Genomic DNA, 25,613 nt, shown 5'->3' with positions numbered 1-25,613 from the left:
CGGGGTGGGACCCCGAGCTGCCTCGTAGGGGGGCCCTCGGCCTTCGCGGAGGCTTCGGGCGGTGGACTCAGCTCGTGGTGCAGGTGACGGTGGGCCAGGTCCGGTTGCCGTTGTGCTGGATGGTCACGCCCCACGTGTTGCCACTGCCGTTGGGCTTGGCCACCAACGTCTGGGCACTGGGATAGCCGGCACTGACGTTCCAGGTCGACAAGACCCTCGCCGGCGACGGAACGTTCATCGTCACCGTCCAGTTACTGGCACCACTCACCGCGACATTGAGGTTGTACCGATCACTCCACTGCTGCCCCGCGGACAGGGTCGCACTGCAACCACCACCCGGCGGAGTCGTACCCCCGCCGTCACCGCCGGAGCCCAGCGTGATGGTGGAGCTGCCGCTGCTCTGGTAGCCCTCGGTCGCCATGATCATGTAGTTGTGGGTGCCCAGGTTCATGCCGGCCCGGGCCCAGGCGTCGAAGTGGTTGCCGGTGGTGATGGTTCCCCCGGTCCTCTTCGACTGCCGCACGCTCCAGTACTGGTCGAACGTGCGGGTGCCCTCGATGGAGGGGGCGTTGTAGCGGGTGGTCTTGTAGATGTCGTACGTGCCGCCGTCGGTGGTCACCGTGCCCTTGAACTCGCCCGTGGGCCGGTAGGTGCCCCAGTTGTCGACGACGTAGTACTCCACGAGCGGGTTGGTCGTCCACCCGTAGAGGGCGAGGTACGCGTTGCCCGAGGGGTTGAAGGTGCCGGAGTAGGTGACCGTCCTGCGGCCACCGGTGCTCCAGCCCTTGCCGGCGACGAAGTTGCCCGTGTTCCTCCACGAGGTGCTGTAGTTGCCGCCGGCGGCCAGGTTCATGGAGACCGTGCCGGGGCTGTCGGTCCAGAACGAGTAGAAGTAGCCGTTGTCGGTTCCGGTCCGGTTGGTCGTGACGAGCGTGTCGGCGGAGACCGTGCCCGGCGCGACCAGCGTGACCACCGCGGCCAGCGCGGTGACGCAGAGGGCCCTGACGGTCCGTGCGAAACGGCCGCCTCTACGGCTCTCGCGTCGAGCGGAAACGCGCATGTACTTGCTTCCTCCTTGGGTGCGCCGGTACGGGGAGCAGGACGGCACGAGCCGAACGAGCCGTCAGTGGCCATGGGGTGGCGTCGATCGCGCGTCGGCGTCGTGCGGCACGGCAGAGCGGGCCCGGCGTCACCTGTTCGATGACCGCAGGGCCGGGTCGTGGGAGCGCCCCGGGCGGGCAGTGATGAAGCCCTGCCGCTGCGGAACAGTGTGGTCCGCCCCCTACGCCTGTCAATGGTTTCGGTCGAAATTTCGAAAGGTTCGACATCAGGGGGGCGCGACCGAGGAGCGGTATGCGAATCCTCGCCCTACACACACCGGAATCATGCGGAATGAGCTTTGTTTCCTCGATCAGCGGCCGGGACAAATGCCCCCGAAAGGCGGGAAAAGGTGTGCCCGAGCCGGCCAGGGCGCGGGGATCCGGGCCGACCTGCGGATCGGGGGACCGTTTCGCCCCGGGGCGACACGGGGCTCCACGTACGATCTTCCCGCCGCCGACCCGCCCGCTCAGCCGAGCAGGCCGACAATCTTTCGCGCACCTGATGGAGTCATTCCGTTCTTCCTCGCGCTTTCATCCCCAGACGCTTTCAGGAAGTTGATCTGAGCTGGCGTTATAAAACCCCCACCAGCCGAAAAGTTTCGGAAAATTATGCGAACGAGGGCATTGACCGGCCTCGCGGTGAGGTCCCACAATCGCTCGCAGTCGTCGTGGACCCGGCCGGGACCGGTACCGCCCGCCCCTGGGGGGGAGCATGGTGGCGCGGTCGGCGCGCCCCGGGTCGTGGGCCCGACCCACCCGACCCACCCTGCCCGCCCCGTGCACAGTCCCGGCGGCACTCCGCGCCGGACCACCCGCCCCTTCGACACGATTCGGAGGCGCGCATGACGACGCGCCCTCTCCAGGTCCGCTCTCCCGCCTCCGAGCCCTTCGGCCGCCTGCCCGACGGAACCGGGGTGCGCCGCCGGGGGCTGGAGAACGGGGGCACGCGCCCGGCGGTTCTCGACCACGGGGCCTCGTGCCCTTCCGGAGGCACCGACCGGCACGCGGGCACGCGGACGTCTCCCCGGGTTCCGACGGACCGGACGGCCACCTCGCCTCCGGCGGATACGTCGGTGCCCTCGTGGGCCGCTACAGCAGCCGGATCGTCCGGGGGCGGTCCTCCCTCGACGGCACGCACCCCTCCCTGTCCGTCACGGGCGACGGCCGCACCCTGCACGGCGGGGGCGGAGCCCGACCGGGGCCCGCCGAGGGGGAACGCCCGGCCGGGTCTCCCGGCCGGGCGCCCCGAGCGGGGCGGGGACCACCGGATCAGCGCCGCACGGTCACCGCACCGCGTCACCGGTGCCGCAGCACCGGCACCGCGTCACCGGCGGTGTGCCGCGAGTTCGTGACGGACCGCCGTGTAGGCCGGCTTGGCCGCGTACTCCTCGTCCAGCAGGTTGGCCGCGCCCTGGCCGCTGAACCACTCCGGCACCCACGAGTACTTGTCGGTGAAGCCCCACACCGTGAACGACGTGCAGCGGCGGACATTGAGGCAGGCGGCCAGCAACCGCCGGTAGTCGTCGGCCTGGCGGGCGAGCTTCGCGTCGTCCGCGGGCAGCGTCATCCGCACGTCGACCTCGGTGAACGCGGTCCGCATGCCGAGGGCGGCGAAGCGCTCCAGGTTGGCCTGCACGTCCTGCGGGAAGCCGTACCCGATGTCCAAGTGGCCCTGGATGCCGAAGCCGTGCACCGGTACGCCCTGCTGACGGAGGCGTACCGCGAGGTCGTAGTAGGCCGTGGACTTCGCGTTCACGCCCTCGACGTTGTAGTCGTTGAAGAACAGCTTGGCCTTCGGGTCGGCGGCGTGGGCCCAGCGGAAGGCGTCGGCGATGTAGGACGGGCCGAGCTTCTGCAGCCAGATCGACTCGCGCAGGGTGCCGTCCTCGTTGAAGACCTCGTTCACGACGTCCCACTCGTAGATCTTGCCCTTGAAGTGCTTGACCTGGGTGGTGACGTGGTCGCGCAGGATCCGGCGCAGCTCCACCGCGTCGATCGACCCGTCGGCGACCCCCGAGGTGAGCCAGGCGGGCAGCTGGCTGTGCCAAACGAGCGTGTGGCCGCGCACCGCCTGCCCGTTGCGCTGGGCGAACCTCACCAGCTCGTCCGCCTCCGCCCAGTCGTGAACGCCCCGCTCGGGCTCGACGACCTCCCACTTCATGACGTTCTCCGCCGTGACCGAGTTGAACTCGCGGGCGGTACGGGACCGGTACGCCCGGTCGGAACCGAGCGCCTCCATGTCGACCGCCGTGCCGATCCGCAGGTCCTGGCGTGCGGCGAGGTCGCGCAGCGGCTTGTCGTGGCCGGAGCGGAGCGGCTCCTGGGCGGACACCGACGGGGCGGCGACGCCGAGCGCGAGCAGGGTCGCGACGGCTGCCGCCGCGGCGCGGCCGAGTGATCTGGACATCGTGGACGACTCCTTGTGAGGGACGTGCGGGCACGGGGGCGGTGATGCCGGGACACGGGCCGGTCGGTTCCACCCGCCGCGGTCCGCGGCGGGCCGGTCGGTGCCGGCGGTGCGCCTCCCGGTGTCCGGGAGGGGGGACCGGCGGGCCGCCGGCGCCACCACCGCCGTGTTCGCGTTTCTCGGAAAGCCGGCGAAAACTGTCGGCGCGGGCGCGCTCGCACTCGGGCCGGCGTCCGCGAGGAGCCGCCGCCCCACGGTCCGGGGACATCCCTTCCGCCTCGGGCATGCGGCTCCATGACGACCGCGCCCGCCGACCGAGTCGCGCCTGCGAGACAGATCCTGGGGGATGCACGGCTTCGAAACAATAGAGCCGGATGATCGAAAAAATTTCGAAGCGGCGGGGCGGATCATGACCGCCGGGATACCGCCGCCCGGCGCGTCGTTCCGGTCCGGGACCGCCCCGCACCGGCCCCGCTCACTCGACGGCCGACGGCTCCGCCCCGACGGCCGACGGCTCCGCGAGGTCCCGGGGCGCGGCGGCGCCCTCCGCGGGCGGCGGCGCCGTGCTCTTCCTGACGACCAGACTGGTCGCCAGCTCCAGCCGGGTCGCCGTGGACTCCCCGGCGCGCAGGCGGAACAGCATCTGCACCGCCTCCTCGGCCATCTGGCGCAGCGGCTGGTGCACCGTGGTCAGCGCGGGGCTGGACCAGCGGGCGACCATCACGTCGTCGTAGCCCACGACCGACAGGTCGTGGGGGACCCGCAACTCGCAGACGCGCGCCGCCTCCAGCACCCCGAGCGCCTGGAGGTCGCTCCCGGCGAAGATGGCGGTGGGCCGCTCGGGGAGGCGCAGCAGCTCCATCGCCTGCTCGTACCCGCCGTCCACGTGGAAGTCGCCGAACCGGACGAGGGCGGGGTCGTTGTCCAGGCCGGCCATGTTCATCGCCGAGCGGTAGCCGTCCAGGCGCGCCAGGGAACACAGCATGTCCTCGGGACCGGTGATGATCCCGATCCGCCGGTGCCCCAGCTCGACCAGGTGGCGCGTCGCGGCCACGCCGCCGTTCCAGTTCGCCGACCCCACGGACGGCACGTCGGGATCGGGGTCGCCCGCCGGGTCGATGATGACGAACGGGATGGACCGGGCCCTGAGCCGTTGCTTGACCCCGTCCGGGAGGGCCGAGAAGACGAGGATCACCCCGATCGGCCGGCGCTGCAGGACGCCTTCGATCCACTCGGGGCTCGGCGAGTGCCGCGTGCCGCTCTCCGTCAGCACCACGCTGGCCTGGTGGGCCTTGGCGAGGTTCTCCACGCCCCGGATCAGCTCCATCGCCCACACGCTTTCCAGTTCGTGGAAGACGATCTCGATGAGCGGTGCCTCCCGGCCCGACCGCGTGGTGCGCCGGTACGAGTGGGTCTCCAGGAGGCGCTCCACCTTGATCCGGGTGGGCGGCGACACGTCCTGTCGTCCGTTGAGGACTTTCGAAACTGTCGAAATGGAGACACCGGCCTTCTGCGCCACCTGCGCCAAGGTGATGCGCCCGAGCTCCTCGTCATCTCCCATGGTGAGGAGCATAAGGCACGCCGTGCGCGGCCACGGAGTCACGCTTTGATAACTCGCCCCCCGAGGGTTGACCCACCCGGCGCGACAACCTTAGCGTCCCGACACGTCAAGTTTCGGTAGCCGGATCGAAATAATTTCGAAAGGTGGGGCGATGAAGCGACGTGCACAGCTCCTGAGAACCGCTGTCGTGGGTGGGGTGTCGCTGGCCATGACCGTGGCTCTGGCCGCCTGTGGCAAGTCCGGGGATTCGGCCGAGGGGGGATCGGGCACGATCCGCGTCCTGGTCTACGGCGACGCCGCCAACAAAGTGGAGAAGCAACTCGTCGACACCTTCAACAAGACCTCCGAGGTGAAGGCGGTACTGGAGACCGTCCCGGGCGCGGACTACCAGTCCAAGCTGCAGACGATCATCAGCGGCAAGCAGGCCCCGGACATCTTCTTCAACTGGGGCGGCGGCAGCATCAAGCCGTACGTCGACGCGGGCCTGCTGATGCCGCTCGACGACTTCATCGCCAAGGACTCCGGGCTGAAGCTCAACTTCCTGCCCTCGGTCTTCGACACGGCGGTGGTGGACGGCAAGCCCTACGGCGTGCCCATGCGCGGCACCCAGCCGGTCCTGCTGTTCAGCAACAAGAAGGTGCTGGCGGACGCCGGCGTCGCCGCCCCGCAGACCTGGGACGAACTGCTCGCCGCGGTCAAGACCCTCAAGGGCAAGGGGATCACCCCCATCGCCCTCGGCGGTGGCGACAAGTGGCCCACGCAGATGTGGTTCCAGTACGTCTACGACCGGGTGGCCGGGCCCGAGCTCTTCCAGAAGGCCCTGGAGGGCGACAAGAGCGCCTGGGAGAGCGCCGACAGCAAGAAGGCGCTCGGCATGCTCAGGGAACTGGTCGACGCGGGGGCCTTCGGCACCAACTACGACTCGGTCAAGTTCACGGACGGCGGCTCGCCCGCCCTGCTGGCCACCGGCAAGGCCGCGTTCGAGCTGATGGGCTCCTGGGAGTACTCCACGCTGCAGGAGGCCTACCCGGACTTCGTCAAGAAGGACCTCGGTTACGGCACCTTCCCGACGGTCGAGGGCGGCAAGGGCGACCCGAACAACATCGCGGGCAACGCGAACAACTTCTACTCGGTGCTGAAGAGCACCAAGCACCCCGAGGCGGTGGCCGAGTTCCTGAAGCTCATGTACTCGGACCAGTTCGTCGAGGCCCAGCTCGGCATCGGCAACCTGCCCACCACGACGAACACGGCCAAGTTCCTGGACAAGTCCGCCAACCCGGACTACTCGAAGTACCAGTACGGCCTCGTCAAGAAGGCCCTCTCCTTCCAACTCTCCTGGGACCAGGCGTACCCGCCCGCCGCCTCCACCACCATCCACCAGGCCGTCCAGCAGTTCTTCAACGGGCAGATCGACGCCGACGGCTTCATCGCGTCCATGCAGAGCCTGCCCGCGTCCTGAACCCCGGAACATCTGACATGACCACTGCCACAGCCCCCGCCGTGGACAGCGAGAAGACCGTACGTCGGAGCCGGCCCAGCCGTCGGTCCGTGACCGGTGTGGGCCGCCCGGGCTTCGTCTGGGCGGCACCCGCCGCGGTGTTCTTCGGCCTGTTCGCCATCGTGCCGCTCCTCATGGTCGTCGTACTGTCCTTCGCCCGCTGGAACGGCCTCGGCTCGCCCGAGTTCGCCGGTCTGGACAACTGGAGGAGACTGCTCGACGACCCCGTGATGATCAAGAGTCTCTGGCTGAGCCTGCTGCTCACCGTGCTCGGTGTCGTCGTCCAGACCCCGATCAGCATCCTGCTCGGCGTCTGGGCCGCCGGCCACCAGCGCAACCGGGCGGTTCTGTCCGCCATCTACTTCGTCCCGCTCCTCCTGTCCATCACGGCCGTCTCCGTCCTGTGGCGCGCCGTGCTCGACCCCAACTTCGGCGTCCCGTCACAGGCGAAGTGGCTGTTCGGCGACGGCAACCTGCTGGGCGTGCAGAGCGGCGCCATCGGCGTCCTCGTCTTCGTCAGCACCTGGCAGTTCACCCCGCTGCACACCCTCATCTACCAGGGCGCGGCGCGGGCCATCCCGCCGGTCCTCTACCAGGCCGCCCAGATCGACGGCGCCGGCACGGTCCGCCAGTTCTTCCACATCACCCTGCCGCAACTGCGCAACAGCATCGTCACGTCGATGATCCTGATGGTGGTGGGCGGGCTCACGACCTTCGACACGGTGCTGATCCTCACCCAGGGCGGCCCGGGCACGGACACGACGATCAGCGCGTACTACATGTACCAAAAGGCGTTCAAGGGCTTCGACTTCGGGACGGGCGCCGCCATCGCGCTGCTCCTCGTCCTCGTGGCCAGCTTCGTGTCACTGGTCATGGTGCGGCTGACGGGGTACGACAAGATGCGCAGCACCATGGAAGGCGTGTGATGAAGGGCCGTCCCAACTACCTGGCGGGTCTCGGTTCGCTCGTCTGGCTCTTCGTGGTCGGCCTCCCGCTGTACGTGATGCTGATCGCCACCTTCCAGACCCGGGCCGACTACGCGGCGAACGGCCCCCTGGCCTTCCCCGAGCGCCTCACCCTCGACAACTACGTCAACGACCTGAGCGACGGCTTCGGGCAGTATTTCCTCAACACGGTGATCGTCACCGTCTGCGTGGTGGCCATCGTCCTGCTGCTCGTGCCGCCGCTGGCCTACGCCATCGTCAGGAGCCGGGGGCGGGCCACGAGCACGGTCTTCCGGCTGTTCCTGCTCGGCCTCGCCATTCCGTCGCAGGCCGTGATCGTCCCCATGTTCTACCTGATCAACGAGGCCGGTCTCTACGACAACCTCATCGGCGTCATCCTGCCGACCGCGGCCTTCGCCATGCCGGTGTGCACGTTGATCCTCTCCGGGGTCATGCGCGACATCACCTCCGAGCTCTACGAGGCGATGACGGTCGACGGCGCCTCCTCCCGGCGGATCTTCTTCCAGCTCGTGATGCCGCTCTCCAAGAGCGGCCTGTCGACGATCGTCGTGTTCTCCTCCCTCCAGGCGTGGAACGGCTTCCTGTTCCCGCTGGTGCTGACGCAGTCGACCGAGAACAAGGTCATCACCATGGGCCTGTACGACTTCCAGACGGAACACGGCGTCGACATCCCCGGCCTGCTCGCCGCCGTGGTCCTGTCCATGCTCCCCATCCTGCTCGTCTACCTGTTCGCCCGTCGCGCCCTGGTCCAGGGGCTGATGGGAGTCGGAGGAAAGTGACCGAGAACGTGGCCGCAGAGCCCCATACCGACGCCACGGATCCCAGCCGGGTGAGAGCTCCGCTCCCCGCCTGGCGCGATCCGTCACTGAGCGCGGAGGCCCGCGCCGACGCACTGATCCGCGAGATGACGCTGCGGGAGAAGATCGCCCAGCTCTTCGGCGTCTGGGTCGGCGCGTCCGACGAGGGCGCCGACGTCGCCCCGCACCAGCACGACATGGAGGAGCCGGTCGCCCTCGACGCGCTCCTGCCCGACGGGCTCGGCCAGCTCACCCGGCCCTTCGGCACCGTCCCCGTCGACCCCGCGGTCGGCGCGGTCTCCCTCATGCGCACCCAGCGGAGGATCGCCGCGTCGAACCGGTTCGGCATCCCGGCCGTGGCGCACGAGGAGTGCCTCGCGGGCTTCGCCGCCTGGGGAGCCACCGCCTACCCCGTGCCCCTGTCGTGGGGAGCCACCTTCAACCCCTCGCTGATCCGCGAGATGGCCGCCGCCATCGGCCGGGACATGCGCGCGGTCGGCGTGCACCAGGGGCTCGCGCCGGTCCTCGACGTCGTGCGCGACGCCCGCTGGGGCCGCGTCGAGGAGACGATAGGCGAGGACCCGTACCTCGTCGGGACGATCGCCACCGCCTACGTCCAGGGCCTGGAGTCCGCGGGCATCGTCGCCACCCTGAAGCACTTCGCCGGCTACTCCGCCTCCCGCGCGGGGCGCAACCTCGCCCCGGTCGGCATGGGCGCCCGGGAACAGGCGGACGTGATCCTGCCGCCGTTCGAGATGGCCGTGCGGGAGGGCGGCGTGCGGTCGGTCATGCACGCCTACACCGACACCGACGGAATCCCCTCCGCGGCCGACGACCGGCTGCTGACCCGGTTGCTCCGCGACACCTGGGGCTTCACCGGCACCGTGGTGGCCGACTACTTCGGGATCGCGTTCCTGAAGACGCTGCACGGAGTGGCCGGGACCCTCGGCGAGGCGGCGGGAGCCGCGCTGGCCGCCGGTGTCGACGTGGAGCTCCCCACCGTCAAGACGTTCGGCGAGCCCCTGCTGGACGCGATCGCGCAGGGCCACGTTCCCGAGGCCCTGGTGGACCGCGCGGTACGGCGGGTCCTGACGCAGAAGGTCCAGCTCGGCCTCCTCGACCCGGACTGGAGCCCAATCCCCCCGGCCCTCGGCGACGCCGACCCCGCGGCGGCCCCGGACACCCTGCGCGGCACGATCGACCTGGACCCGGGAAGCAACCGGGAGCTGGCCGGCCGGATCGCCGAGCAGGCCGTCGTCCTGCTCCACAACGACGGCACCCTGCCGCTCGACCGGAGCGGGCCGCCCCGCCGGATCGCCCTGATCGGCCCGAACGCCGAAGTCCCCACCGCGGTCCTGGGCTGCTACGCGTTCCCCGTCCACGTCGGAGGACAGCACCCCGACGTCCCGCTCGGCATCGAACTGCCGACCCTCCGCGAGGCCCTGGAGGCGGAGTTCCCCGACTGCCGGTTCGACGTCGCGCAGGGGGCCGGCATCGACAGCCCCGGAACCGAGGGGTTCGCCGAGGCGGTCGAACTCGCCCGTGGGGCGGACGTCGTGGTGGCCGCGCTGGGCGACCGGGCGGGCCTCTTCGGCCGCGGCACCAGCGGCGAGGGCTGCGACGCGCACTCCCTCGCCCTGCCGGGCGTGCAGCAGCAGCTCCTCGACGCGCTCCTCGACACCGGCACGCCGGTCGTGGTGACCCTGCTGGCCGGGCGGCCCTATGCGCTGGGCCGGGCGGCGACCGAGTCCGCCGCCGTCGTCCAGTCCTTCTTCCCGGGCGAGGCGGGCACGACGGCCATCGCCTCCGTGCTCAGCGGGCGGACGGCTCCGAGCGGCCGGCTGCCCGTGAGCGTCCCCCGGCACCCCGGCGCCCAGCCGTCCACCTACCTGGCGGCGCGCCTCGGCCACGCCAGCGAGGTGTCCAGCATCGACCCGGCACCGGCGTTCGGCTTCGGGCACGGCCTGACCTACACCACCTTCGAGTGGGGCGATCTCGTCGTGGAGGAGGGCGAGGCGCCCACGGACGGCGAGTTCCGACTGTCCTGCACCGTACGGAACACCGGTGGCCGCGACGGCAGCGAACTGGTGCAGCTGTACCTGCACGACCCGGTGGCCTCGGTGGTCCAGCCCCTGCAGCGGCTCATCGGCTACGTCCGGCTGGACCTCGCCGCGGGCCGGGCCGCCCGGGTCCGGGTGACCGTCCCCGCCGACCTGGCCTCCTTCACCGGCCGGCACGGAACGCGGATCGTGGAACCGGGAGAGTTGGAGCTCCGGTTCAGCGCGTCCAGCACCGATCCCCGGCTGACGGCGCGCGTCGCCCTCACCGGCCCCGTGCGCCAGGTGGACCACCGTCGGCGGCTCCACGCCGAGTTCACCGTGGTCCCGCACCCGTCCCGCTGACCAGCCGGCTCCGCCCGGCCGGGGGCCTCCGCCCCGGCCGGGCGGAGCCATGTCCTCCACGGCACCGTCGCGACCGCCGCGGTCGGGCGGGGGCTCCTGCCGGGGCCCGCCCGGGGTCCGCCCGGGGTCCGTCCGGGGCCACCCGGAGACCATCCGGGGTCCGACCGTCAACGCCTAGGCTGCCGGTGTGAACGTCATCGCACACGGCACTCGGATCAGACCGGGCGGCCCGGCCGACGCACCGGCCGTCCTGGACATGCTCGACTCCGCGGTCGCCTGGATGAACGGCCGCGGCAACACCGAGCAGTGGGGTACGACACCGTACTCGCGCAGGCCCGGCGGGGCGGAGCGGGTCGAGCGGTACACGACCGAGAACACCCCGTACATCGCGGAGAGGGACGAGGCGCCCGTCGGGGCCCTGGTGCTGGACTCCGGGCCCAGCCCGCAGATGCCGATCGCGCCGGCCGGGGAGCCCGAGCGGTACGTCAGGCTGCTGGTCTCCGACCGGCGGTACGCCGGTCTGGGCATCGGGGCGGCGCTGCTGGCCCACGCCGTCGAGGAGACCCGGCGGGCCGGTGTGGAGCTGCTGCGGGTCGACTGCTGGGCGGGCGGCGGGGGCGAGCTGGTCGCGTTCTACGAGCGCAACGGGTTCACCCCCACCGACCGTTTCCTGTCCGGGACGTGGCCGGGGCAGGTACTGGCCCGGCGGGTCCGCTGACGGCGGGCGGGGGCGGCGCGCGGCACGTTCGCCGGGCGCCAGGCGGCAGGCGGCAGGCGGCGCGTTCACCGGCCGTCGGGCGTCGGGCGTCGGGCGTCGGCCGGCAAGCGACGGCGAAGGCCGCCCGGGTTCCGGGCGGCCTTCGGGTGGTGTTGCGGTGATCCGGTCCCCGCGGGGCTCAGTGCGTCGGGGTGAGCGGCTGTCCGCTCTCCGCGGCGAGCCGCTCCAGGCCGCTCTGCGTCTTGAGCGGCTTCTCCTTGATGAACAGCACGGCCACCAGGGCCAGCAGCGCGAAGGGCGCGCCGACGAGGAAGACGTCGGCGGTCGCGTTGCCGTAGGCCTGCTCCACGACCTCGCGCGCCTGGGCGGGGAGGGTCGTGAGGTCGGGGATGGCGTGGCTGCCGCCGCCGTCCGCGGCCGCTCCGCCCCCGCCGAGGCCCTTCTCGATCTCGCCGGTCACCTGGTGGCTCAGGACGGCGCCGAGCGCGCTGGTGCCGACGGCGCCGCCGAGGCTGCGGAAGAAGGACAGCACGGAGGTGGCCGCGCCCAGCTCGGTCGCCGGCACGTCGTTCTGTGCGGCGAGCACGAGGTTCTGCATCAGCATGCCGACGCCGACGCCGAGCACGACCATGTAGAGGGCGAGGATCCAGAACGAGGTGCCCGCGCCGATCGTGGCCAGCAGACCCATGCCCGCGGTCATGATCACGCCGCCGGCGATCAGGAAGCCCTTCCACTTGCCGGTCTTGGTGATGATCTGGCCGGCCACCGTGGTCGAGGTCATCAGGCCGAGGATCATCGGCAGGCTCATCAGGCCCGCGGCGGTCGGGGACGCGCCGAGCGAGATCTGGAAGTACTGCGAGAGGAAGACCGTGCCGCCGAACATCGCCACACCGACGAGGAAGCTGGCCAGGGTGGTCAGGGTGACCGTCCGGTTGCGGAAGATGTCCAGCGGGATCATCGGCTCCTCGACCCGCGCCTCGACGAGGACGGCCAGGCCGATCAGCACCACGCCGCCCGCGACGAGGGCGAAGCTCTGCCACGACACCCAGTCGAACTGGGAGCCCGCGAGCGTGACCCACAGCAGCAGGGCGCTCACGCCGGCCATGATGAGGAACGCGCCGAGGTAGTCGACCTTCGCCTTGCGGCGGACGACGGGCAGGTCGAGCGTGAGCTGGAGCAGCACGATCGCGAGGACCGCGAACGGCACCCCGATGAAGAAGCACCAGCGCCAGCCGAGCCACGAGGTGTCGACCAGCACGCCGCCGATCAGCGGTCCGGCGACGGTGCCCACGGCGAACACGGCGCCGAAGAGGCCCGAGTAGCGCCCGAGTTCACGCGGCGGGATGATCGAGGCCATCACGACCTGGGCGAGCGCGGTGAGGCCACCGGCGCCGATGCCCTGGACCACGCGGCTGACGATGAGGACCGCGACGCTGTCCGAGAAGCCGGCGACGAGCGAGCCGACGACGAACATCCCCAGCGACAGTTGGATGAGCAGCTTCTTGTCGTAGAGGTCGGACAGCTTCCCCCAGATGGGCACGGTGGCCGTCATGGCCAGCAGCTCCGAGGTGACCACCCAGGTGTACGACGACTGGCTGCCCTGCAGGTCGGTGATGATCCGGGGCAGGGCGTTGGCGACGACGGTGGACGCGAGAATGGCCACGAACATTCCGGCCATCAGACCGGACATGGCCTGAATTATCTGACGTTTCGTCATGGACGGGGACGCCTCGGTCGCAGGCGTCTCGGCAGCGGACATCGGTGGACGTACCTCGGTTCTCTGAGGGTCGGTTCCCCCGGGAGGGAAGGGCGGGTTTCTCCGGGGCCCGAAGGGGCTCCGGGAAGACGGAGGGGCGACGGGGCCGGGGCGGCTTCAGTCGCGCAGCGCGCGGGCGAGTTCGGTGAACGCCTCGTCGTAGATGGCCTTGAGGGGCCGGGCGCGCCCGGTGGCCGTCCAGAGCTCGACGGCGGACCGCACGGCGGCGAGGGCGGTGTGGACCAGCAGCCGCGGCCGCAGGTCCGCGTCGGCGTCCACGCCCAGCCGCTCGGCCACCGCCGCGATCAACGCCTGCTCGTCGGCGCCGCGCGCCGCGAGGAAGCGCGGGACCAGTGACGGGCTGTTCCCCAGCACCGCGCACTGGAGTTCCCAGCGGTCGTGGCCGTCCTCGATGTGCGTCAGCTCCTCGGCGATGGCCTCGCGCAGTACGGTGAGGGTGGCGCGCCCCGGCGGAGCCCCGACGATCGCGCGGCAGGTCCGCGCGGTGCTGTCGGGGGCGGCGGCGAGGATCGCGTCGTCGAGGTGGCCGAAGTAGTTGAAGAACGTCCGCATCGAGACGCCCACTTCCGCCGTGACCGCCTCCACCGTCACCTGGTCGAGTCCGCGCTCCGCCGCCATGCGCAGCGCGGTGTCGGCCAGGGCGTCGCGGGTCGCGCGCTTCTTGCGCTCGCGCAGGCCGAGGGGAGGGTCGGAGAGGGTCACGAAGATGCATACTATGCAAAAATGCACGGACTGCAAATTTGATCGCGGCTGGGACGGCGGAGAGGGGCCGCGCCCGCGGCCGGTCACCGGCATGAAGGTCCCGGAGGGGGCTACTCGGCGCAGTGGCCGTCCCGTCTCCCCGCCCGCCTCCGGCCGGCGGCGGGCCCCTCCCACAGGAGCGCCGATGGACTGGTGTCCGCTGCGGTTGACCACCCCCGTCAAGCAGCACCTCTTCGGCGGCCGGGCCATCCCGGACCGCCTCGGGCGCACCGGGCTGCCCGCGGGGCGGATCGCCGAGACCTGGGAGGTCAGCGACGTGCCCGGGGACGGGGCGCGGGTGCGGGAGGGCCCGCTGGCCGGGCTGTCGCTGCGCGAGCTGACCGAGCGGGACCCCGAGGGGCTGGTGGGCCGGGGGTGGCGGGGACCGCGTTTCCCGCTGCTGACCAAGTACATCGACGCGACCGGCCCCCTCCCCGTCCACCTGCACGCCGACGACGAGGCCGCGCGCGGGCAGGGCGAGCCGAACGGCAAGACGGAGGCGTGGCACGTCCTGGCGGCCGACCCCGGCGCCACGGCGCTGGCCGGTGTGGAGCCGGGCGTGCACCGCGAGCGGTTGCGGCGCGCCCTGCTGGAGCAGGACTTCGACGCCGTGATGCGCCGCCTGCCGCTCAGCGCCGGGCAGACGCTGTACGTCCCGGCGGGCACCCTGCACAGCTTCGGCCCCGGCACGCTCGTCTACGAGATCGAGCAGACCTCCGACCTCCAGGAGCACGCCATGCGCCACCGCATGGAGGACGGGTCCGCGCTCGGCGACGACCAGTGGCGCGCCAACATCGACGCGCTCCTGGCCCAGTGGAGGCCAAGCCCGCGCCCGGACTTCGTGCCGGGCCTGCGCCTGCCCGTGGGCGACGGCGTCGACCGGGTGTTCCTGTGCGCCGGCCCCCACTTCGCCCTGGAACGGTGGCGCGTGCGCGCCGGGGCCGTGCTCGACCGCCCCTTCGACACCGCCCACGTCCTCAGCAACGCGGGGGCACCGGTCTCGTTCGACCTCGGTGACGACCGGACGCGGGAGGAGCTGGGCCGGGCGCGGACCGTACTGTTGCCCGCCGCTCTCGGCCGGGTGCGGGTCCACGGCCCCGCGGACGTGCTCGCCGGCTACCTGCCCGACCTCACGCACGACGTCCGGCGCCCCCTGTCCGCCGCGGGTTACGGCCCGGCCGTCGTCTCCGCGCTGGGGGAAGGGCTCTCCTGAGCCGCGGAGGGACGGCCGGGCCGCGCGGTCACCGGGTCACGGTCCACTTCTGGTGGGCGGCTCCGGTGCAGGTCCAGATCTGCAGTCGGGTGCCGTTGGCGGAGCTGCCGCCGGTGGCGTCCAGGCACTTGTCGGCCTGCGGGTTGACGATGTCGCGGGCGGCGGGGACGGCCCACTGCTGAGCGGGGGTGCCGTTGCAGTCGTAGAGCTGGACGGGCGTGCCGTCGGCCGCTCCGCCCGCTGCGACGTCCAGGCACTTGCCGAGCGCGCGGATCGTCCCGTCGGCGCCGACGGTCCACTGCTGGGCGGGGGTGCCGTTGCAGTCGTGGAGCTGAACGGGCGTGCCGTTGGCGGCGTTCCCGCCGGCCACGTCCACGCACTTGCCGCCGATGCCGGTGATGGGACCGCCGCCAGGCTGCCCGGTGTTCGTGCTGACCCGGACGTGGTCGACGAGGAGGCGCTGGGGGAAGACCGTGCTGCCGTCGGGGTCTCCGGGCCAGTAGCCGCCGACCGCGAGGTTGAGGATCAGGAAGAAGGGCTTGTCGAAGACCCACGGGCGCCCGCCGAGGTCGGCGGGGGTGCGCCGCTGGTAGACGGTGCCGTCGACGGACCAGGTGATCGCGTTCGGGCTCCAGTCGACGGCGAAGGTGTGGAAGGCGTCGGCGAACGCCTGGCCGCCGGGCAGGGTGTATCCGGCGCCGATGCCGCCGGAGCCGGAGTAGCCGGGACCGTGGAGGGTGCCGTGGACGGTGGACGGTTCGAAGCCCACGTTCTCCATGACGTCGATCTCGCCGGAGGCGGGCCAGCCGACCTGGCCGATGTCGTTGCCGAGCATCCAGAACGCGGGCCACATGCCCTGTCCGCGCGGGACCTTCATCCGGGCCTCGACGCGGCCGTACGTCGTGGTGAACCGGCCGGCCGTGTTGAGCCGGGCGGAGGTGTACTCGCACCGCCCGTACCAGCACTGGTAGTTGCCGGGGTTCTCGCGGCGGGCGGTGATGACCAGGTGCCCCTGGCCGTCGAGGGCGGCGTTGCGGTTCCCGGCGGTGTAGTACTGCCGCTCGTGGTTGGAGACGTTGTCGCCCGTCTCGATCTGCCACTTCCCGCTGTCGACGGCGGCGCCCGCCGGCCCGTCGAAGTCGTCGGAGAAGGTGACGGCGGCCGATGGGGCCGCCGCGGCGGTACGGCCGGAGGGTTCCGCCGGGTGCGCGGGGGCGCCCCGTGCCGGTCCGGTGGACAGCGACGCGAGGGCGAGCACCACGACGAGGGGCAGCAGCAGGCGTCGGGGCGGACGCGGGAAGTCCATGACTCTCCCTTCGGGGAGCACGACGAGGAAGGCTCGACATGGCAGGTACATGACAGGCGCGGGGGCGCGGGCCGGACGGCCGACGCGCCGAACCGGGACGAGCGGGAGGCCGCCCGGGACCGAAAGGCTTAGTTCACTGCGTGATTTAAGGAGTGAACAGATGGCCTGTCAAGGGCCCGGACGCCGATCCGCGCCCACCGCCGGGGCCCGTCACGGCATCCGGCGTCCCGACGCGGTGATCGAACGGGGCGCGGAGTCGTACGGTACGCCGTGAGGGAGTTCGTCGGCCGTCGGGCGCCGGACTTCCGGAGCGAAGCGTTTCGCGCACGCGCACCACGCCGCCCATGCGATGAGGAGGGCCCCATGGACGCCGCCGGAGAAGGACGGCAGCGACTGGACGCGGTCAGCGTCCTCAACACGAAGACGACACTCCTCCAGCTCCTCGGCCGGGCGGGGGTCTCCCCCGGCGAGGCGGAGGAGTTGATCGGCCTCGTCGAGGCCGGTGCCCTCGCCCTCGCGCACCGGGAGATCGGCGGGGCCGGGCGGAGCGCTCCGGGCGGGAAGGGCGAGCTCTACGCGTCCGGTTGGCTCGACGGCGCCCGGGCCGCCGCCGACGAACTCGGCGACCTCGCCGAACGGGCGCTGCGGAGCGCCGTCGCCTCCGGCCCGCCGTCCCCCACCCCGGACGCCCGCCCTCCCGTCAGGAGGATGGAGGTGGAACGGGCGAAGGCGGCGGTCACCCCCCTCTACCTCTCGTTCACCACCGCCTCCGACCTCGATCCGGAGGTCTCCGACCAGGTGCTCACCGCCGTCCTCGGCACCATGGACCCCCGGCGGCGGGCCGGATACCCGGGATCGCTGGCGGAGTTCGTCTCGGCCCACCGCGCACGCCTGGAGCGGCTGTACGCGCGGTACGGGCCCGGCAGCACCATCGCGATCCACGGCCGCTACTCCCTCGTCCACTCCCCCACCAGCGTCGCCGTACTGGAACGCCTCGCCACGGCGCCGGTGGCGCTGCGGGAGGAGTGGGACGCCGCCGAACTGCCGCCCGCGTGGCTGGAGGGGCTCACGACGGCCTGGGACCCACCGGCCTGACCGGCGGACGGCAGGGGACGGGCGGCGGGCGGCAGTCGACGGTGACGGGCGGGCTGGAATACTCCGGTCGTGGACGGCGAAGCGGTGGGGAACGGGACGCGGGCGGACGCGTCGGCGCACGGCGCGGCCTGGGCGCTGCGTTCCGCGACGGAGGCGGACGTCGAGGTGATCGCGGAGCTGCGGGCCACGGTCATGCGCGCGGACCTGGAACGCCTCGGGCGGTACGACGAGCACCGGGTGCGGCAGCGGCTGCGGGACTCCTTCTCCCCGCGGCACACGTCGGTCGTCGTGGTCGGCCGCGAACTCGCGGGGTGCGTGACGGTCCGGCCCGCCGGGGGCAGGCAGTGGCTGGAGCACTTCTACCTCGCTCCGCACCACCAGGGCCGGGGGCTCGGCTCCGCCGTCCTGCGCGCGGTGCTGGAGGGGGCCGACGCGCGGGGCCTGGCCGTGGGGTTGAACGTCCTACAGGGCAGTCCCGCCCGCCGGCTCTACGAGCGCCACGGGTTCGTCGTGGAGGCACAGGACCCGGTCGACGTCTTCATGGTGCGTCCCCCGGGGGCGGGGACCGTCGTATAAGGCCGCCCGCCCGCCGCTCCGGGCCCCCGCCCGAACCGCCCCCTCCCGGGGCGGCGCCGCCAGAAGGGCTCACCCGGCCAGTCGTGCCTTCCAGATCTCCTCGCTGGGCCACGCGTGGGCCCAGGCGGCCGACACCTCCGCGTAGTCCCGGTGCGCGGGCCGGGGGGCCTGGACCTCGATCAGGTCCTCGACGACGAAGCCGTGGGACCGGAGCAGCCGGATCATCTCGCCGTGCGGCAGGACGAACTCCGTGCGCTCCCCCCAGTCCAGTCGGCCCATGCCGAACTGCCCGCGGAGCAGGGTCGCGGACGCCCGTCCTCCCGGCGGTACGCACAGGGCGAACAGGGGGGAGTACCGCATGAACACGAGCCGGCCGCCGGGCGCGAGGAGCCGGGCGGCCTCCGGGATCCACCGGTGGGGATCGCACCACAGGGAGGCCCCGTACTCGCTGATCGCCAGGTCGAACGCGCCGTCCTCGCAGGGCACCTGCTCCGCACTGGCGAGGACGAGGGGGAAGTCCAGGCCGAACTCCGCCTGCATGGCGCGCGCGGTGGCGAGCTGCTTCTCCGAGAAGTCGATCCCGACCGGGTGGGCGCCCGCCCGGGCGAGCCACGCGGAGACGTAGGCGGTGCCGCAGCCCAGCTCGATCGCGCGCGTCCCCGCCAGGCCGTCGGGGAGCACGCGGACCTGTGACTCCGGGGTGGCCCACAGTCCCCAGCGCGGTTCCGGCAGCGCCCACTGGTCGCGGGCGAGCGGCCCGTGCCAGGCGGCCGCCCTGTCGTCCCAGTAACGCCGGTTCAGCTCCGCGTGGTCGGATCGATCGCCATGAGCAGTCATGGGGACATTCGACCGAAGGGCGGTGCGGGCCGGCAACGGAATAACGGTGGTGCCCCCGTCCCCGGGCGGGGCGCCCGGGGCCCGGTCAGGTCTCCGCGCGGCGGGCGGTGGATCCGCGCGGCACGCAACGGGCCGTGGGCGACCAGCGCTCCCGGACGGGCCGGCCGTCGATCAGTTCGAGCACGGACTCGGCGACGGAGAACCCGTACCGGTGCACGTCCACGCTCATGGTGGTGAGCGCGGGGGACGCCAGTCGGCACAGCGTGGAGTCGTCCCAGGCGACGAGCGACAGCCTCCCGGGCACGTCGACGCCGAGGTCCCTGGCCGCGCCCAGACCGGCCACCGCCATCACGTCGTTGTCGTAGAGGATGGCGGTCGGCGGCTCGGGGCCTTGCAGCAGCCCGGCGGTGAGCCGTTCGCCGGCCTCGTGGGAGTAGTCGCCCTCGACCGTCACCGGCTCGGGCACGCCCGCCTCGCGGCAGCCCTGGAGGAGCGCCGCCGTGCGGGCGCGCGTGTGCAGCAGTTCGGAGGGGCCGCTGACCCGCGCGACGCGACGGTGGCCGAGTCCGAGCAGGTGCCCCAGGGCGTCGCGTACGGGGCCGGCGTCGTCCGTGCGGACGGCGGGCGCCGCCGGGTCCTCCTCCCAGGTGCCGGCGAGCAGGAACGGCAGCCCCAGCTCGCGCAGGACACGCGGGCGCCGGTCGCCACCGGTGAGGTTGACGACCACCACGGCGTCCACCAGCCGCCGCGCCGCCCAGCGCCGGTACGCCTCGGTCTCCGCGTCGTGCGTTCCGACGATGTGCAGCAGCACGGACATGCCGCGCTCGGCCAGCCGTTCCTCGATCCCGGTGATGAACTCCATGAAGAACGGTTCGACGCCGAGCAGTCGGGCGGGGCGGGCGAGGACCAGTCCGACCGCGCCGGAGCCCGCCGCCCCTCCGGGGCCGGCGGGCGTGCCGGGGCCCTCCGGGAAGGGGCGCGGGGCGCGGGTGCCGTCCCGTCCGGTCACGGGCACCTCCTTCTCCGGGTCTGCCGGCGCGAGCGGCTCACCGGTGGGTTCGCGGTACGCGACCGCGCGGGGCGGCACGTCCGGCTCGATGGTGGTCACGGTACCGGGGCCGGCGGAGACGAGGCCGATCCGCTCCGCGCCCGCGCGCGGTGACGGCCCGGCGGAGGGGGGACGAGGAGGGCGACCGGTCGCTCCTCCTTGTGCGGACCGGCTCACTCGGTGATTCTTACGTCGCTGAACAAAGTAAGTCAACCAGTCATGAGCGTCTCCCCCTGGGGACCGACATAAGGATGTTGATCACCGTGGCAGCGCCTTCCGCCCCGCTCGATCCGGGTCTCGTACACCTGCGTGCCGCGGGTGTGAGCCTGGTACTGGACCTCACCGGTGACACCCTGCCGCGCGTGCCGCACTGGGGCGCGGACCTCGGGCCGCTCGACGCCGCCGGGCTGGAGGCCCTCCGGCTGGCCCGGCGGCCACAGCCCATCGGCTTCTCCGTGGACGGCCCCGTGGAGGTCTCCGTCCTGCCCGAGCAGTCCGCGGGCTGGCTCGGCACCCCCGGCCTGTCCGGCAACCGGGCCGGCCGGGACTTCTCGACGGCCTTCCGGGTGCGCGACGCGTCCCTGGCGGTGGGCGGGCGGGACGGCGACGGCGGCCGCGTGGTCGTCCGCGCGGCCGACGCGGACGCGGAGCTCGAACTGGAGCTGACCGTGGAACTCACCGCCGCCGGCCTGGTGCGCCAGCGCGCCGCCGTCACCAACCGCGGGGCCGTCCCCTTCGCCGTCGACGCCGTGAGCCTCACGCTGCCCGTTCCCGCCACCGCGACCGAACTGCTCGACTTCACCGGCCACCACCTGCGCGAACGCAGCCCCCAGCGCACCGCTTTCACCCAGGGGCTGCGGATGCGGGAGAACCGCACCGGCCGGACCGGCTACGACTCCGCCTACCTCCTCGTCGCCGGCACCGGCGGCTTCGGCAACCGCTCCGGCGAGGTCTGGGGCGTGCACACCGCGTGGTCGGGCAACCACCGCACCTTCGCCGAACGCACCTTCCACAGCGTCTCCCTGCTCGGCGCGGGCGAACTGCTGCTCTCCGGCGAGGTCCTGCTCGGCCCGGACGAGACCTACTCCACGCCCTGGTGCTACGGCTCCTACGGCGCCCGGGGCCTCGACGAGCTCTCCGCGCGCTTCCACCGCGAACTGCGCGCCCGGCCGCACCACCCCTCCACCCCCCGCCCGGTGGTCGTCAACACGTGGGAGGCCGTCTACTTCGACCACGACCTGGACCGGTTGCGCGCCCTGGCCGACGCCGCCGCCGCGGTCGGCGCCGAGCGGTTCGTACTCGACGACGGCTGGTTCGGCTCCCGCCGCGACGACCGGCGCGCCCTGGGCGACTGGTACGTCTCCGACGAGGTCTGGCCCGAGGGGCTGACCCCCCTCACCGACCACGTCACCGCCCTCGGCATGGAGTTCGGCCTCTGGGTCGAACCCGAGATGATCAACGAGGACTCCGACCTCGCCCGCGCCCACCCCGACTGGATCATGGCCGCCGGGAACCGGCTGCCCGGGGCCGCGCGCTCCCAGCAAGTGCTGGACCTGGCGCGCCCGGAGGCGTACGCGTACCTGCTGGAGCGCCTGGACACGCTGCTGAGCGACTACCCGATCGCCTATCTGAAGTGGGACCACAACCGGGACCTCGTCGAGGCCGGACACCGTCCCACCGGCGGCGCCGGCGTCCACGGCCAGACCCTCGCGGCCTACCGCCTCCTCGCCGAACTGCGCCGGCGCCACCCGTCCGTCGAGATCGAGTCCTGCTCCTCCGGTGGCGGCCGGGTCGACCTCGGCATCCTGGAGCACACCGACCGGGTGTGGGTCTCGGACTGCATCGACGCCCTGGAACGGCAGCAGATCCAGCGGTGGACCAACGCCCTGATCCCCCTGGAACTCATGGGCACCCACGTCGGTTCCGGCACCGCGCACACCACCGGCCGCCGCCACGTCCTCGACTTCCGCGCGGGCACCGCCCTCTTCGGCCACTTCGGGGTGGAGTGGGACCTCACCTCGGCCGACCCCGGGGAGCTGACCCGGCTCGGCGAGTGGATCGCGCTCTACAAGGAGCTGCGCGGCCTCCTCCACACCGGCACCGCCGTCCACGCCGACCACCCCGATCCCGCCTACCAGGTGCACGGCGTCGTCGCCGAGGACGGCTCCGACGCGCTCTACGCGCTCGTCGCGACCGCCACCTCCGCGCTCTATCCGCCCGGCCCGGTCGTACTGCCCGGCCTGGACCCGGACGCCGCCTACCGGGTCCGCCCGCAGCCCCCGGGAGACGTACCGGACGGCAACGCGCACCACTGGGGGGCGGAGCTGCCCTGGTGGACCCCGAAGGGGGTGGTGCTGCCCGGCCGGGTCCTGGCCGCCGCGGGCCTCCAGGCGCCCGTGCTCTACCCGGAGCGGCTGGTGCTGGTCAGGGCGACGCGTCTGCCGTAGCGTCCCGTGCCGGCCGGGGACGGGCGGAGGGGCGGGGCGCCCCGGCCGGTGGCCGCCCGTCCCCGGTCGGTCCGGCCGGTCCGCTCCGCACGGTGGAACAGCCGGGCGGAGGGGCGGGGCGGCGCCGCTACCGGGCCGGGTCGGCGCGGTCCGTTCCGTCCGCGTACAGCCAGCACTTGGCGAAGTGGCCGGGGGCGACGGCGTGGTCCCGCACCGGCCGGGAGCAGACGTCCATGGCCTGGGGGCAGCGGTCGCGGAACGTGCAGCCGGAGTCGGCCGGCGGGGCCGCCCCCGGTCCGGTGGGCTCGACCGCGCGGGTGCCGGAGAGCAGCTCCGTGCGGCCCGCGGACACGTCGGGGTTGGGGGCGGCGGAGGCGAGCAGCCGGGTGTAGGGGTGCCGCGGGTGGAGGATGACCTCGTCGGCCGCGCCCCGTTCCACGACGCGGCCCCGGTACATCACCAGGATCTCGTCGGAGAAGTGCCGGGCGGTGGCCAGGTCGTGGGTGATGTAGAGGACGGCGAGGTCGTCCTCGCGCTGGAGCCGGGCGAGCAGGTTCAGCACGCCCAGCCGGATGGAGACGTCCAGCATGGACACCGGTTCGTCGGCGACGACGACCCGGGCGCCGGGGGCGAGCGCCCGGGCGATGGCGACGCGCTGCCGCTGGCCGCCGGAGAGCTCGTGCGGGCGGCGCTGCGCGATGTCGGCCGCCGGGTGCAGGTTGACCCGCTCCAGCAGTTGCTCGACCCGTTCCCGGGTCTCGGCCGCGGTCCCGGTCACGCCGTGCAGCTTCAGCGGACGGGCGATGTGGTGCTCGACGGTGTGGAAGGGGTTGAGCGAGGCGAAGGGGTCCTGGAAGACCATCTGGACGTGGTCGCGGTAGCGGCGGTCGGGGATCTCGGTGCCGTCGGCGGCGGTGGCGGTGATCCGGCCGCCGGTGGGCCGCTCCAGCCGGGCGATCATGCGGGCGACGGTCGACTTGCCCGAACCGGACTCCCCGACCAGCGCGACCGTCCGCCCGGGCGCCAGGGAGAAGGAGACGTCGTCCACCGCGCGCAGCCTGGAGCGGCGCAGCCCGGTCCGGACGGAGAAGTCCTTGACCAGGTCGCGTACGTGAAGCGTGGTCATCGGGCGGCCCTCTCGTCGGTGTGCTGGTCCCGGGGCGCCGGCGGCGCGCCGTCGGCCGGGGCGTCGTCCTCCCGCGTCCGCGCGCTCGCCTCCCCGGTGCGGACGAACGAGCCGCGCTCGCCGGTCAGGCTCGGGAAGGAGTCGAGCAGTTGGCGGGTGTAGGGGTGCCGCGGATTGCGGTGGAGCTCCTCCGCGTCCGCGTACTCGACGACCTCGCCCCCGCGCATGACGGCGATGCGGTCGCTCAGTTCCAGGAGTAGCGGCAGGTCGTGGGTGATGAAGACGACGGCGAAGCCCAGCTCGTCCCGGAAGCGCAGGATCTCCCTGAGGATGCCGCGCTGCACGACCACGTCGAGCGCGGTCGTCGGCTCGTCCATGATCATCACCTGCGGGTCGAGCAGCAGCGCCATGGCGATCATGACGCGTTGCCGCATCCCGCCGGACAGCTCGTGCGGGTACGAGTCGAGCCGCCGGGGGTCCACGCCGACCAGCCGCAGCACCTCGGCGCACCGCTCGCGCCGCTCGGCCCTGGTCATCCCGGGGCGGTGGGTGGTGAGGACGTCGTCGAGCTGGGCGTGGACGGAGATCACCGGGTTGAGCGCGTTCATCGCGCCCTGGAAGACCATCGACAGCTTCGCCCACCGGAAGCGCCGCAGCTCCTCGCTCTCCAGGCCCAGCACGTCGACGTCGGTGCCGTCGCGGTCGTGGAACGTCACCGAGCCCGACGCCACCTCGGCGGGCGGCCGGTGCAGCCGGTTGATCGCGTACGCGAGGGTGGTCTTGCCGCAGCCGGACTCACCGGCCAGGCCGAGGATCTCGCCGCGGCCGAGGACGAAGGAGACGTCCTTGACGGCGTGCACCGGCGTTTCGCCCCCGTAGACGACGTTCAGCCGCTCGACGGTGAGTACGGGGTCGGGGTGGCCGGACACGCTCCCCGGTCCCTCCGCCGGAGAGGCCGGCGCGGTCACGGCCGACCCGGTCGCGGTCGGTGCGGTCGCGGTCGGTGCGGTCACGGCCGGCGCGTGCCTGCGGCGGCCCCGCCGGGCGGCCTCGGGGAGGTCGCGCAGCCTGGGGTTGATGATCTCGTCGATGGAGAAGTTGATCAGGGAGAGTCCGCAGCCGAACAGCGCGATGACCACGCCCGGCGGGACGAACCACCACCACGCCTCCCGTTGCAGCGCGAAGCCGTTCTGCGCGTAGTACAGCATCGTGCCGAGCGTGGAGGAGTTGGAGGCGCCCAGCCCCAGGAAGGACAGGCCGGCCTCGCTGAGGATCGCCAGGATCACCGCGAAGACGAACTGCGAGGCCAGCAGCGGCAGCAGGTTGGGGAGGATCTCCACGGACACCACCCGCCAGGGCTTCTCCCCGGCCACCCGCGCCGCCGCCACGTAGTCGCGGTTGCGCAGGCTCAGCGTCTGGGCGCGCAGCACCCGCGAGGACGCGGCCCAGCCGGTGACGGCGAGCACCACGGCGATGGTCCACCAGCCGCGCTCGGCGGCGGGGACGAACCCGGCGATGACGATCACCAGCGGCAGACCGGGGATGACCAGCATGACGTTGGAGACGAGCGAGAAGACCTCGTCCACCACGCCGCCGGCGTAGCCGCCGACGATGCCGAAGACGGCCGACAGCAAGGTGGCCATGACGCCCACCAGCAGGCCGATCCGGAGCGAGCCCCGGGTGGCGTGGGCGAGTTGGGCGAGGACGTCCTGGCCGGTCTGGGTGGTGCCGAGGAGGAACTCGCCGCTCGGCGCGGTCATCCCCATGTTGCGCACCTGGTCGGGGTCGCCCACGAAGAAGGGGCCGAGGACGCCGAAGAGGGTGATGGCCGCGACCAGGCCGAGGCCGATGCCGAGCTTGGGCGACCAGCGGGGCAGGAGCGAGCGCCAGCCGCTGCCCGCGGGAGTGCCGGGCGGCGCGCCGGGCGCGGCCGGGGCGGTGGCGGCGAGGGGTTCGGCCGCCTCGGTGGTGGCCGGGCCGGGATTCGTCACGGTGCGGG

19 protein-coding genes are annotated in these 25,613 nt (G+C 72.6%); 9 read left to right on the top strand and 10 right to left on the bottom strand.

What is annotated here, in order from left to right:
* Positions 1 to 67 precede the first annotated feature (67 nt).
* From AC07D6_RS03515 to AC07D6_RS03505, 3 genes are all read right to left on the bottom strand, one after another.
* Entirely contained in the window at positions 68 to 1,060 is a 993-nt protein-coding gene (locus tag AC07D6_RS03515) for a glycoside hydrolase family 11 protein (protein ID WP_479041656.1), read from the bottom strand.
* A gap of 1,364 nt (positions 1,061 to 2,424) precedes the next feature.
* Positions 2,425 to 3,507, bottom strand: a complete 1,083-nt coding sequence (locus tag AC07D6_RS03510; RefSeq protein WP_479041654.1) for an endo-1,4-beta-xylanase — start codon at positions 3,505 to 3,507, stop codon at positions 2,425 to 2,427.
* A 475-nt stretch (positions 3,508 to 3,982) separates the two neighbouring features.
* A complete protein-coding gene (locus tag AC07D6_RS03505; RefSeq protein ID WP_315879066.1) occupies positions 3,983 to 5,080 on the bottom strand; it encodes a LacI family DNA-binding transcriptional regulator in 1,098 nt (365 codons plus the stop codon).
* 139 nt (positions 5,081 to 5,219) lie between these two features.
* Between AC07D6_RS03505 and AC07D6_RS03500 the strand changes: the two genes are divergently transcribed.
* From AC07D6_RS03500 to AC07D6_RS03480, 5 genes are all read left to right on the top strand, one after another.
* On the top strand, positions 5,220 to 6,527 hold the full coding sequence (locus AC07D6_RS03500) for an ABC transporter substrate-binding protein (protein WP_479041651.1): 1,308 nt from the start codon (positions 5,220 to 5,222) through the stop codon (positions 6,525 to 6,527).
* Positions 6,528 to 6,544: 17 nt separating this feature from the next.
* On the top strand, positions 6,545 to 7,492 hold the full coding sequence (locus tag AC07D6_RS03495) for a carbohydrate ABC transporter permease (RefSeq protein ID WP_315879068.1): 948 nt from the start codon (positions 6,545 to 6,547) through the stop codon (positions 7,490 to 7,492).
* Positions 7,492 to 8,310, top strand: coding sequence for a carbohydrate ABC transporter permease (locus tag AC07D6_RS03490; protein WP_315879069.1), 819 nt, complete (start codon positions 7,492 to 7,494; stop codon positions 8,308 to 8,310). Before AC07D6_RS03495 ends, AC07D6_RS03490 begins: the two co-directional genes overlap by 1 nt.
* Before the next feature lie 50 nt (positions 8,311 to 8,360).
* The gene (locus AC07D6_RS03485) at positions 8,361 to 10,730 is read left to right on the top strand and encodes a beta-xylosidase/alpha-l-arabinosidase (RefSeq protein ID WP_479041648.1); all 2,370 of its coding nucleotides are present in this window, start codon (positions 8,361 to 8,363) and stop codon (positions 10,728 to 10,730) included.
* Between the two features lie 187 nt (positions 10,731 to 10,917).
* Positions 10,918 to 11,448 (top strand): GNAT family N-acetyltransferase, encoded by a 531-nt coding sequence (locus AC07D6_RS03480; RefSeq protein WP_479041646.1) that lies wholly within the window; start codon positions 10,918 to 10,920, stop codon positions 11,446 to 11,448.
* 178 nt (positions 11,449 to 11,626) lie between these two features.
* Here AC07D6_RS03480 and AC07D6_RS03475 read toward each other — a convergent pair whose 3' ends face one another.
* Positions 11,627 to 13,165 (bottom strand): MFS transporter, encoded by a 1,539-nt coding sequence (locus AC07D6_RS03475; RefSeq protein WP_479041644.1) that lies wholly within the window; start codon positions 13,163 to 13,165, stop codon positions 11,627 to 11,629.
* Between the two features lie 156 nt (positions 13,166 to 13,321).
* A complete protein-coding gene (locus AC07D6_RS03470) occupies positions 13,322 to 13,927 on the bottom strand; it encodes a TetR/AcrR family transcriptional regulator (protein ID WP_315879072.1) in 606 nt (201 codons plus the stop codon).
* A 184-nt stretch (positions 13,928 to 14,111) separates the two neighbouring features.
* Here AC07D6_RS03470 and AC07D6_RS03465 point away from each other — a divergent pair, with 184 nt between their 5' ends.
* A complete protein-coding gene (locus tag AC07D6_RS03465) occupies positions 14,112 to 15,179 on the top strand; it encodes a class I mannose-6-phosphate isomerase (protein ID WP_479041642.1) in 1,068 nt (355 codons plus the stop codon).
* A gap of 28 nt (positions 15,180 to 15,207) precedes the next feature.
* Here the strand turns inward: AC07D6_RS03465 and AC07D6_RS03460 are convergent, their stop codons facing one another.
* Positions 15,208 to 16,485, bottom strand: coding sequence for an RICIN domain-containing protein (locus AC07D6_RS03460; protein ID WP_479041640.1), 1,278 nt, complete (start codon positions 16,483 to 16,485; stop codon positions 15,208 to 15,210).
* Positions 16,486 to 16,848: 363 nt separating this feature from the next.
* Between AC07D6_RS03460 and AC07D6_RS03455 the strand changes: the two genes are divergently transcribed.
* Positions 16,849 to 17,580 carry a hypothetical protein gene (locus tag AC07D6_RS03455; protein ID WP_479041638.1) on the top strand — a complete coding sequence of 244 codons (732 nt, stop codon included), beginning with the start codon at positions 16,849 to 16,851 and terminating at the stop codon, positions 17,578 to 17,580.
* Positions 17,581 to 17,649: 69 nt separating this feature from the next.
* Positions 17,650 to 18,156, top strand: coding sequence for a GNAT family N-acetyltransferase (locus AC07D6_RS03450; RefSeq protein ID WP_479041634.1), 507 nt, complete (start codon positions 17,650 to 17,652; stop codon positions 18,154 to 18,156).
* 69 nt (positions 18,157 to 18,225) lie between these two features.
* Here the strand turns inward: AC07D6_RS03450 and AC07D6_RS03445 are convergent, their stop codons facing one another.
* The gene (locus AC07D6_RS03445) at positions 18,226 to 18,993 is read right to left on the bottom strand and encodes a class I SAM-dependent methyltransferase (RefSeq protein WP_479041632.1); all 768 of its coding nucleotides are present in this window, start codon (positions 18,991 to 18,993) and stop codon (positions 18,226 to 18,228) included.
* 85 nt (positions 18,994 to 19,078) lie between these two features.
* Positions 19,079 to 20,101, bottom strand: coding sequence for a LacI family DNA-binding transcriptional regulator (locus tag AC07D6_RS03440; protein ID WP_479041630.1), 1,023 nt, complete (start codon positions 20,099 to 20,101; stop codon positions 19,079 to 19,081).
* 203 nt (positions 20,102 to 20,304) lie between these two features.
* Here AC07D6_RS03440 and AC07D6_RS03435 point away from each other — a divergent pair, with 203 nt between their 5' ends.
* Positions 20,305 to 22,488 (top strand): alpha-galactosidase, encoded by a 2,184-nt coding sequence (locus AC07D6_RS03435; protein WP_479041628.1) that lies wholly within the window; start codon positions 20,305 to 20,307, stop codon positions 22,486 to 22,488.
* A gap of 127 nt (positions 22,489 to 22,615) precedes the next feature.
* On the opposite strand, the gene AC07D6_RS03430 is transcribed toward AC07D6_RS03435, so the two are convergent.
* Together AC07D6_RS03430 and AC07D6_RS03425 are read right to left on the bottom strand one after the other, a co-directional pair.
* Positions 22,616 to 23,614 (bottom strand): ABC transporter ATP-binding protein, encoded by a 999-nt coding sequence (locus AC07D6_RS03430; protein WP_479041626.1) that lies wholly within the window; start codon positions 23,612 to 23,614, stop codon positions 22,616 to 22,618.
* The gene (locus AC07D6_RS03425) at positions 23,611 to 25,605 is read right to left on the bottom strand and encodes a dipeptide/oligopeptide/nickel ABC transporter permease/ATP-binding protein (RefSeq protein WP_479041624.1); all 1,995 of its coding nucleotides are present in this window, start codon (positions 25,603 to 25,605) and stop codon (positions 23,611 to 23,613) included. The genes AC07D6_RS03430 and AC07D6_RS03425 overlap by 4 nt, the downstream gene beginning before the upstream one ends.
* Between the last annotated feature and the right edge of the window lie 8 nt (positions 25,606 to 25,613).

It is taken from the genome of Streptomyces sp. NPDC045287, from assembly GCF_056432325.1.
Note: the sequence above shows the minus strand (reverse complement) of the source record. Positions and strands in the feature narration are given on the sequence as shown.

Bases quoted from the DNA above. Each gene is read 5' to 3' on its own strand.
- AC07D6_RS03515 (WP_479041656.1), bottom strand. From the start codon at position 1,060: ATGCGCGTTTCCGCTCGACGCGAGAGCCGTAGAGGCGGCCGTTTCGCA.
- AC07D6_RS03510 (WP_479041654.1), bottom strand. From the start codon at position 3,507: ATGTCCAGATCACTCGGCCGCGCCGCGGCGGCAGCCGTCGCGACCCTG.
- AC07D6_RS03505 (WP_315879066.1), bottom strand. From the start codon at position 5,080: ATGCTCCTCACCATGGGAGATGACGAGGAGCTCGGGCGCATCACCTTG.
- AC07D6_RS03500 (WP_479041651.1), top strand. From the start codon at position 5,220: ATGAAGCGACGTGCACAGCTCCTGAGAACCGCTGTCGTGGGTGGGGTG.
- AC07D6_RS03495 (WP_315879068.1), top strand. From the start codon at position 6,545: ATGACCACTGCCACAGCCCCCGCCGTGGACAGCGAGAAGACCGTACGT.
- AC07D6_RS03490 (WP_315879069.1), top strand. From the start codon at position 7,492: ATGAAGGGCCGTCCCAACTACCTGGCGGGTCTCGGTTCGCTCGTCTGG.
- AC07D6_RS03475 (WP_479041644.1), bottom strand. From the start codon at position 13,165: ATGACGAAACGTCAGATAATTCAGGCCATGTCCGGTCTGATGGCCGGA.
- AC07D6_RS03465 (WP_479041642.1), top strand. From the start codon at position 14,112: ATGGACTGGTGTCCGCTGCGGTTGACCACCCCCGTCAAGCAGCACCTC.
- AC07D6_RS03460 (WP_479041640.1), bottom strand. From the start codon at position 16,485: ATGGACTTCCCGCGTCCGCCCCGACGCCTGCTGCTGCCCCTCGTCGTG.
- AC07D6_RS03455 (WP_479041638.1), top strand. From the start codon at position 16,849: ATGGACGCCGCCGGAGAAGGACGGCAGCGACTGGACGCGGTCAGCGTC.
- AC07D6_RS03445 (WP_479041632.1), bottom strand. From the start codon at position 18,993: ATGACTGCTCATGGCGATCGATCCGACCACGCGGAGCTGAACCGGCGT.
- AC07D6_RS03430 (WP_479041626.1), bottom strand. From the start codon at position 23,614: ATGACCACGCTTCACGTACGCGACCTGGTCAAGGACTTCTCCGTCCGG.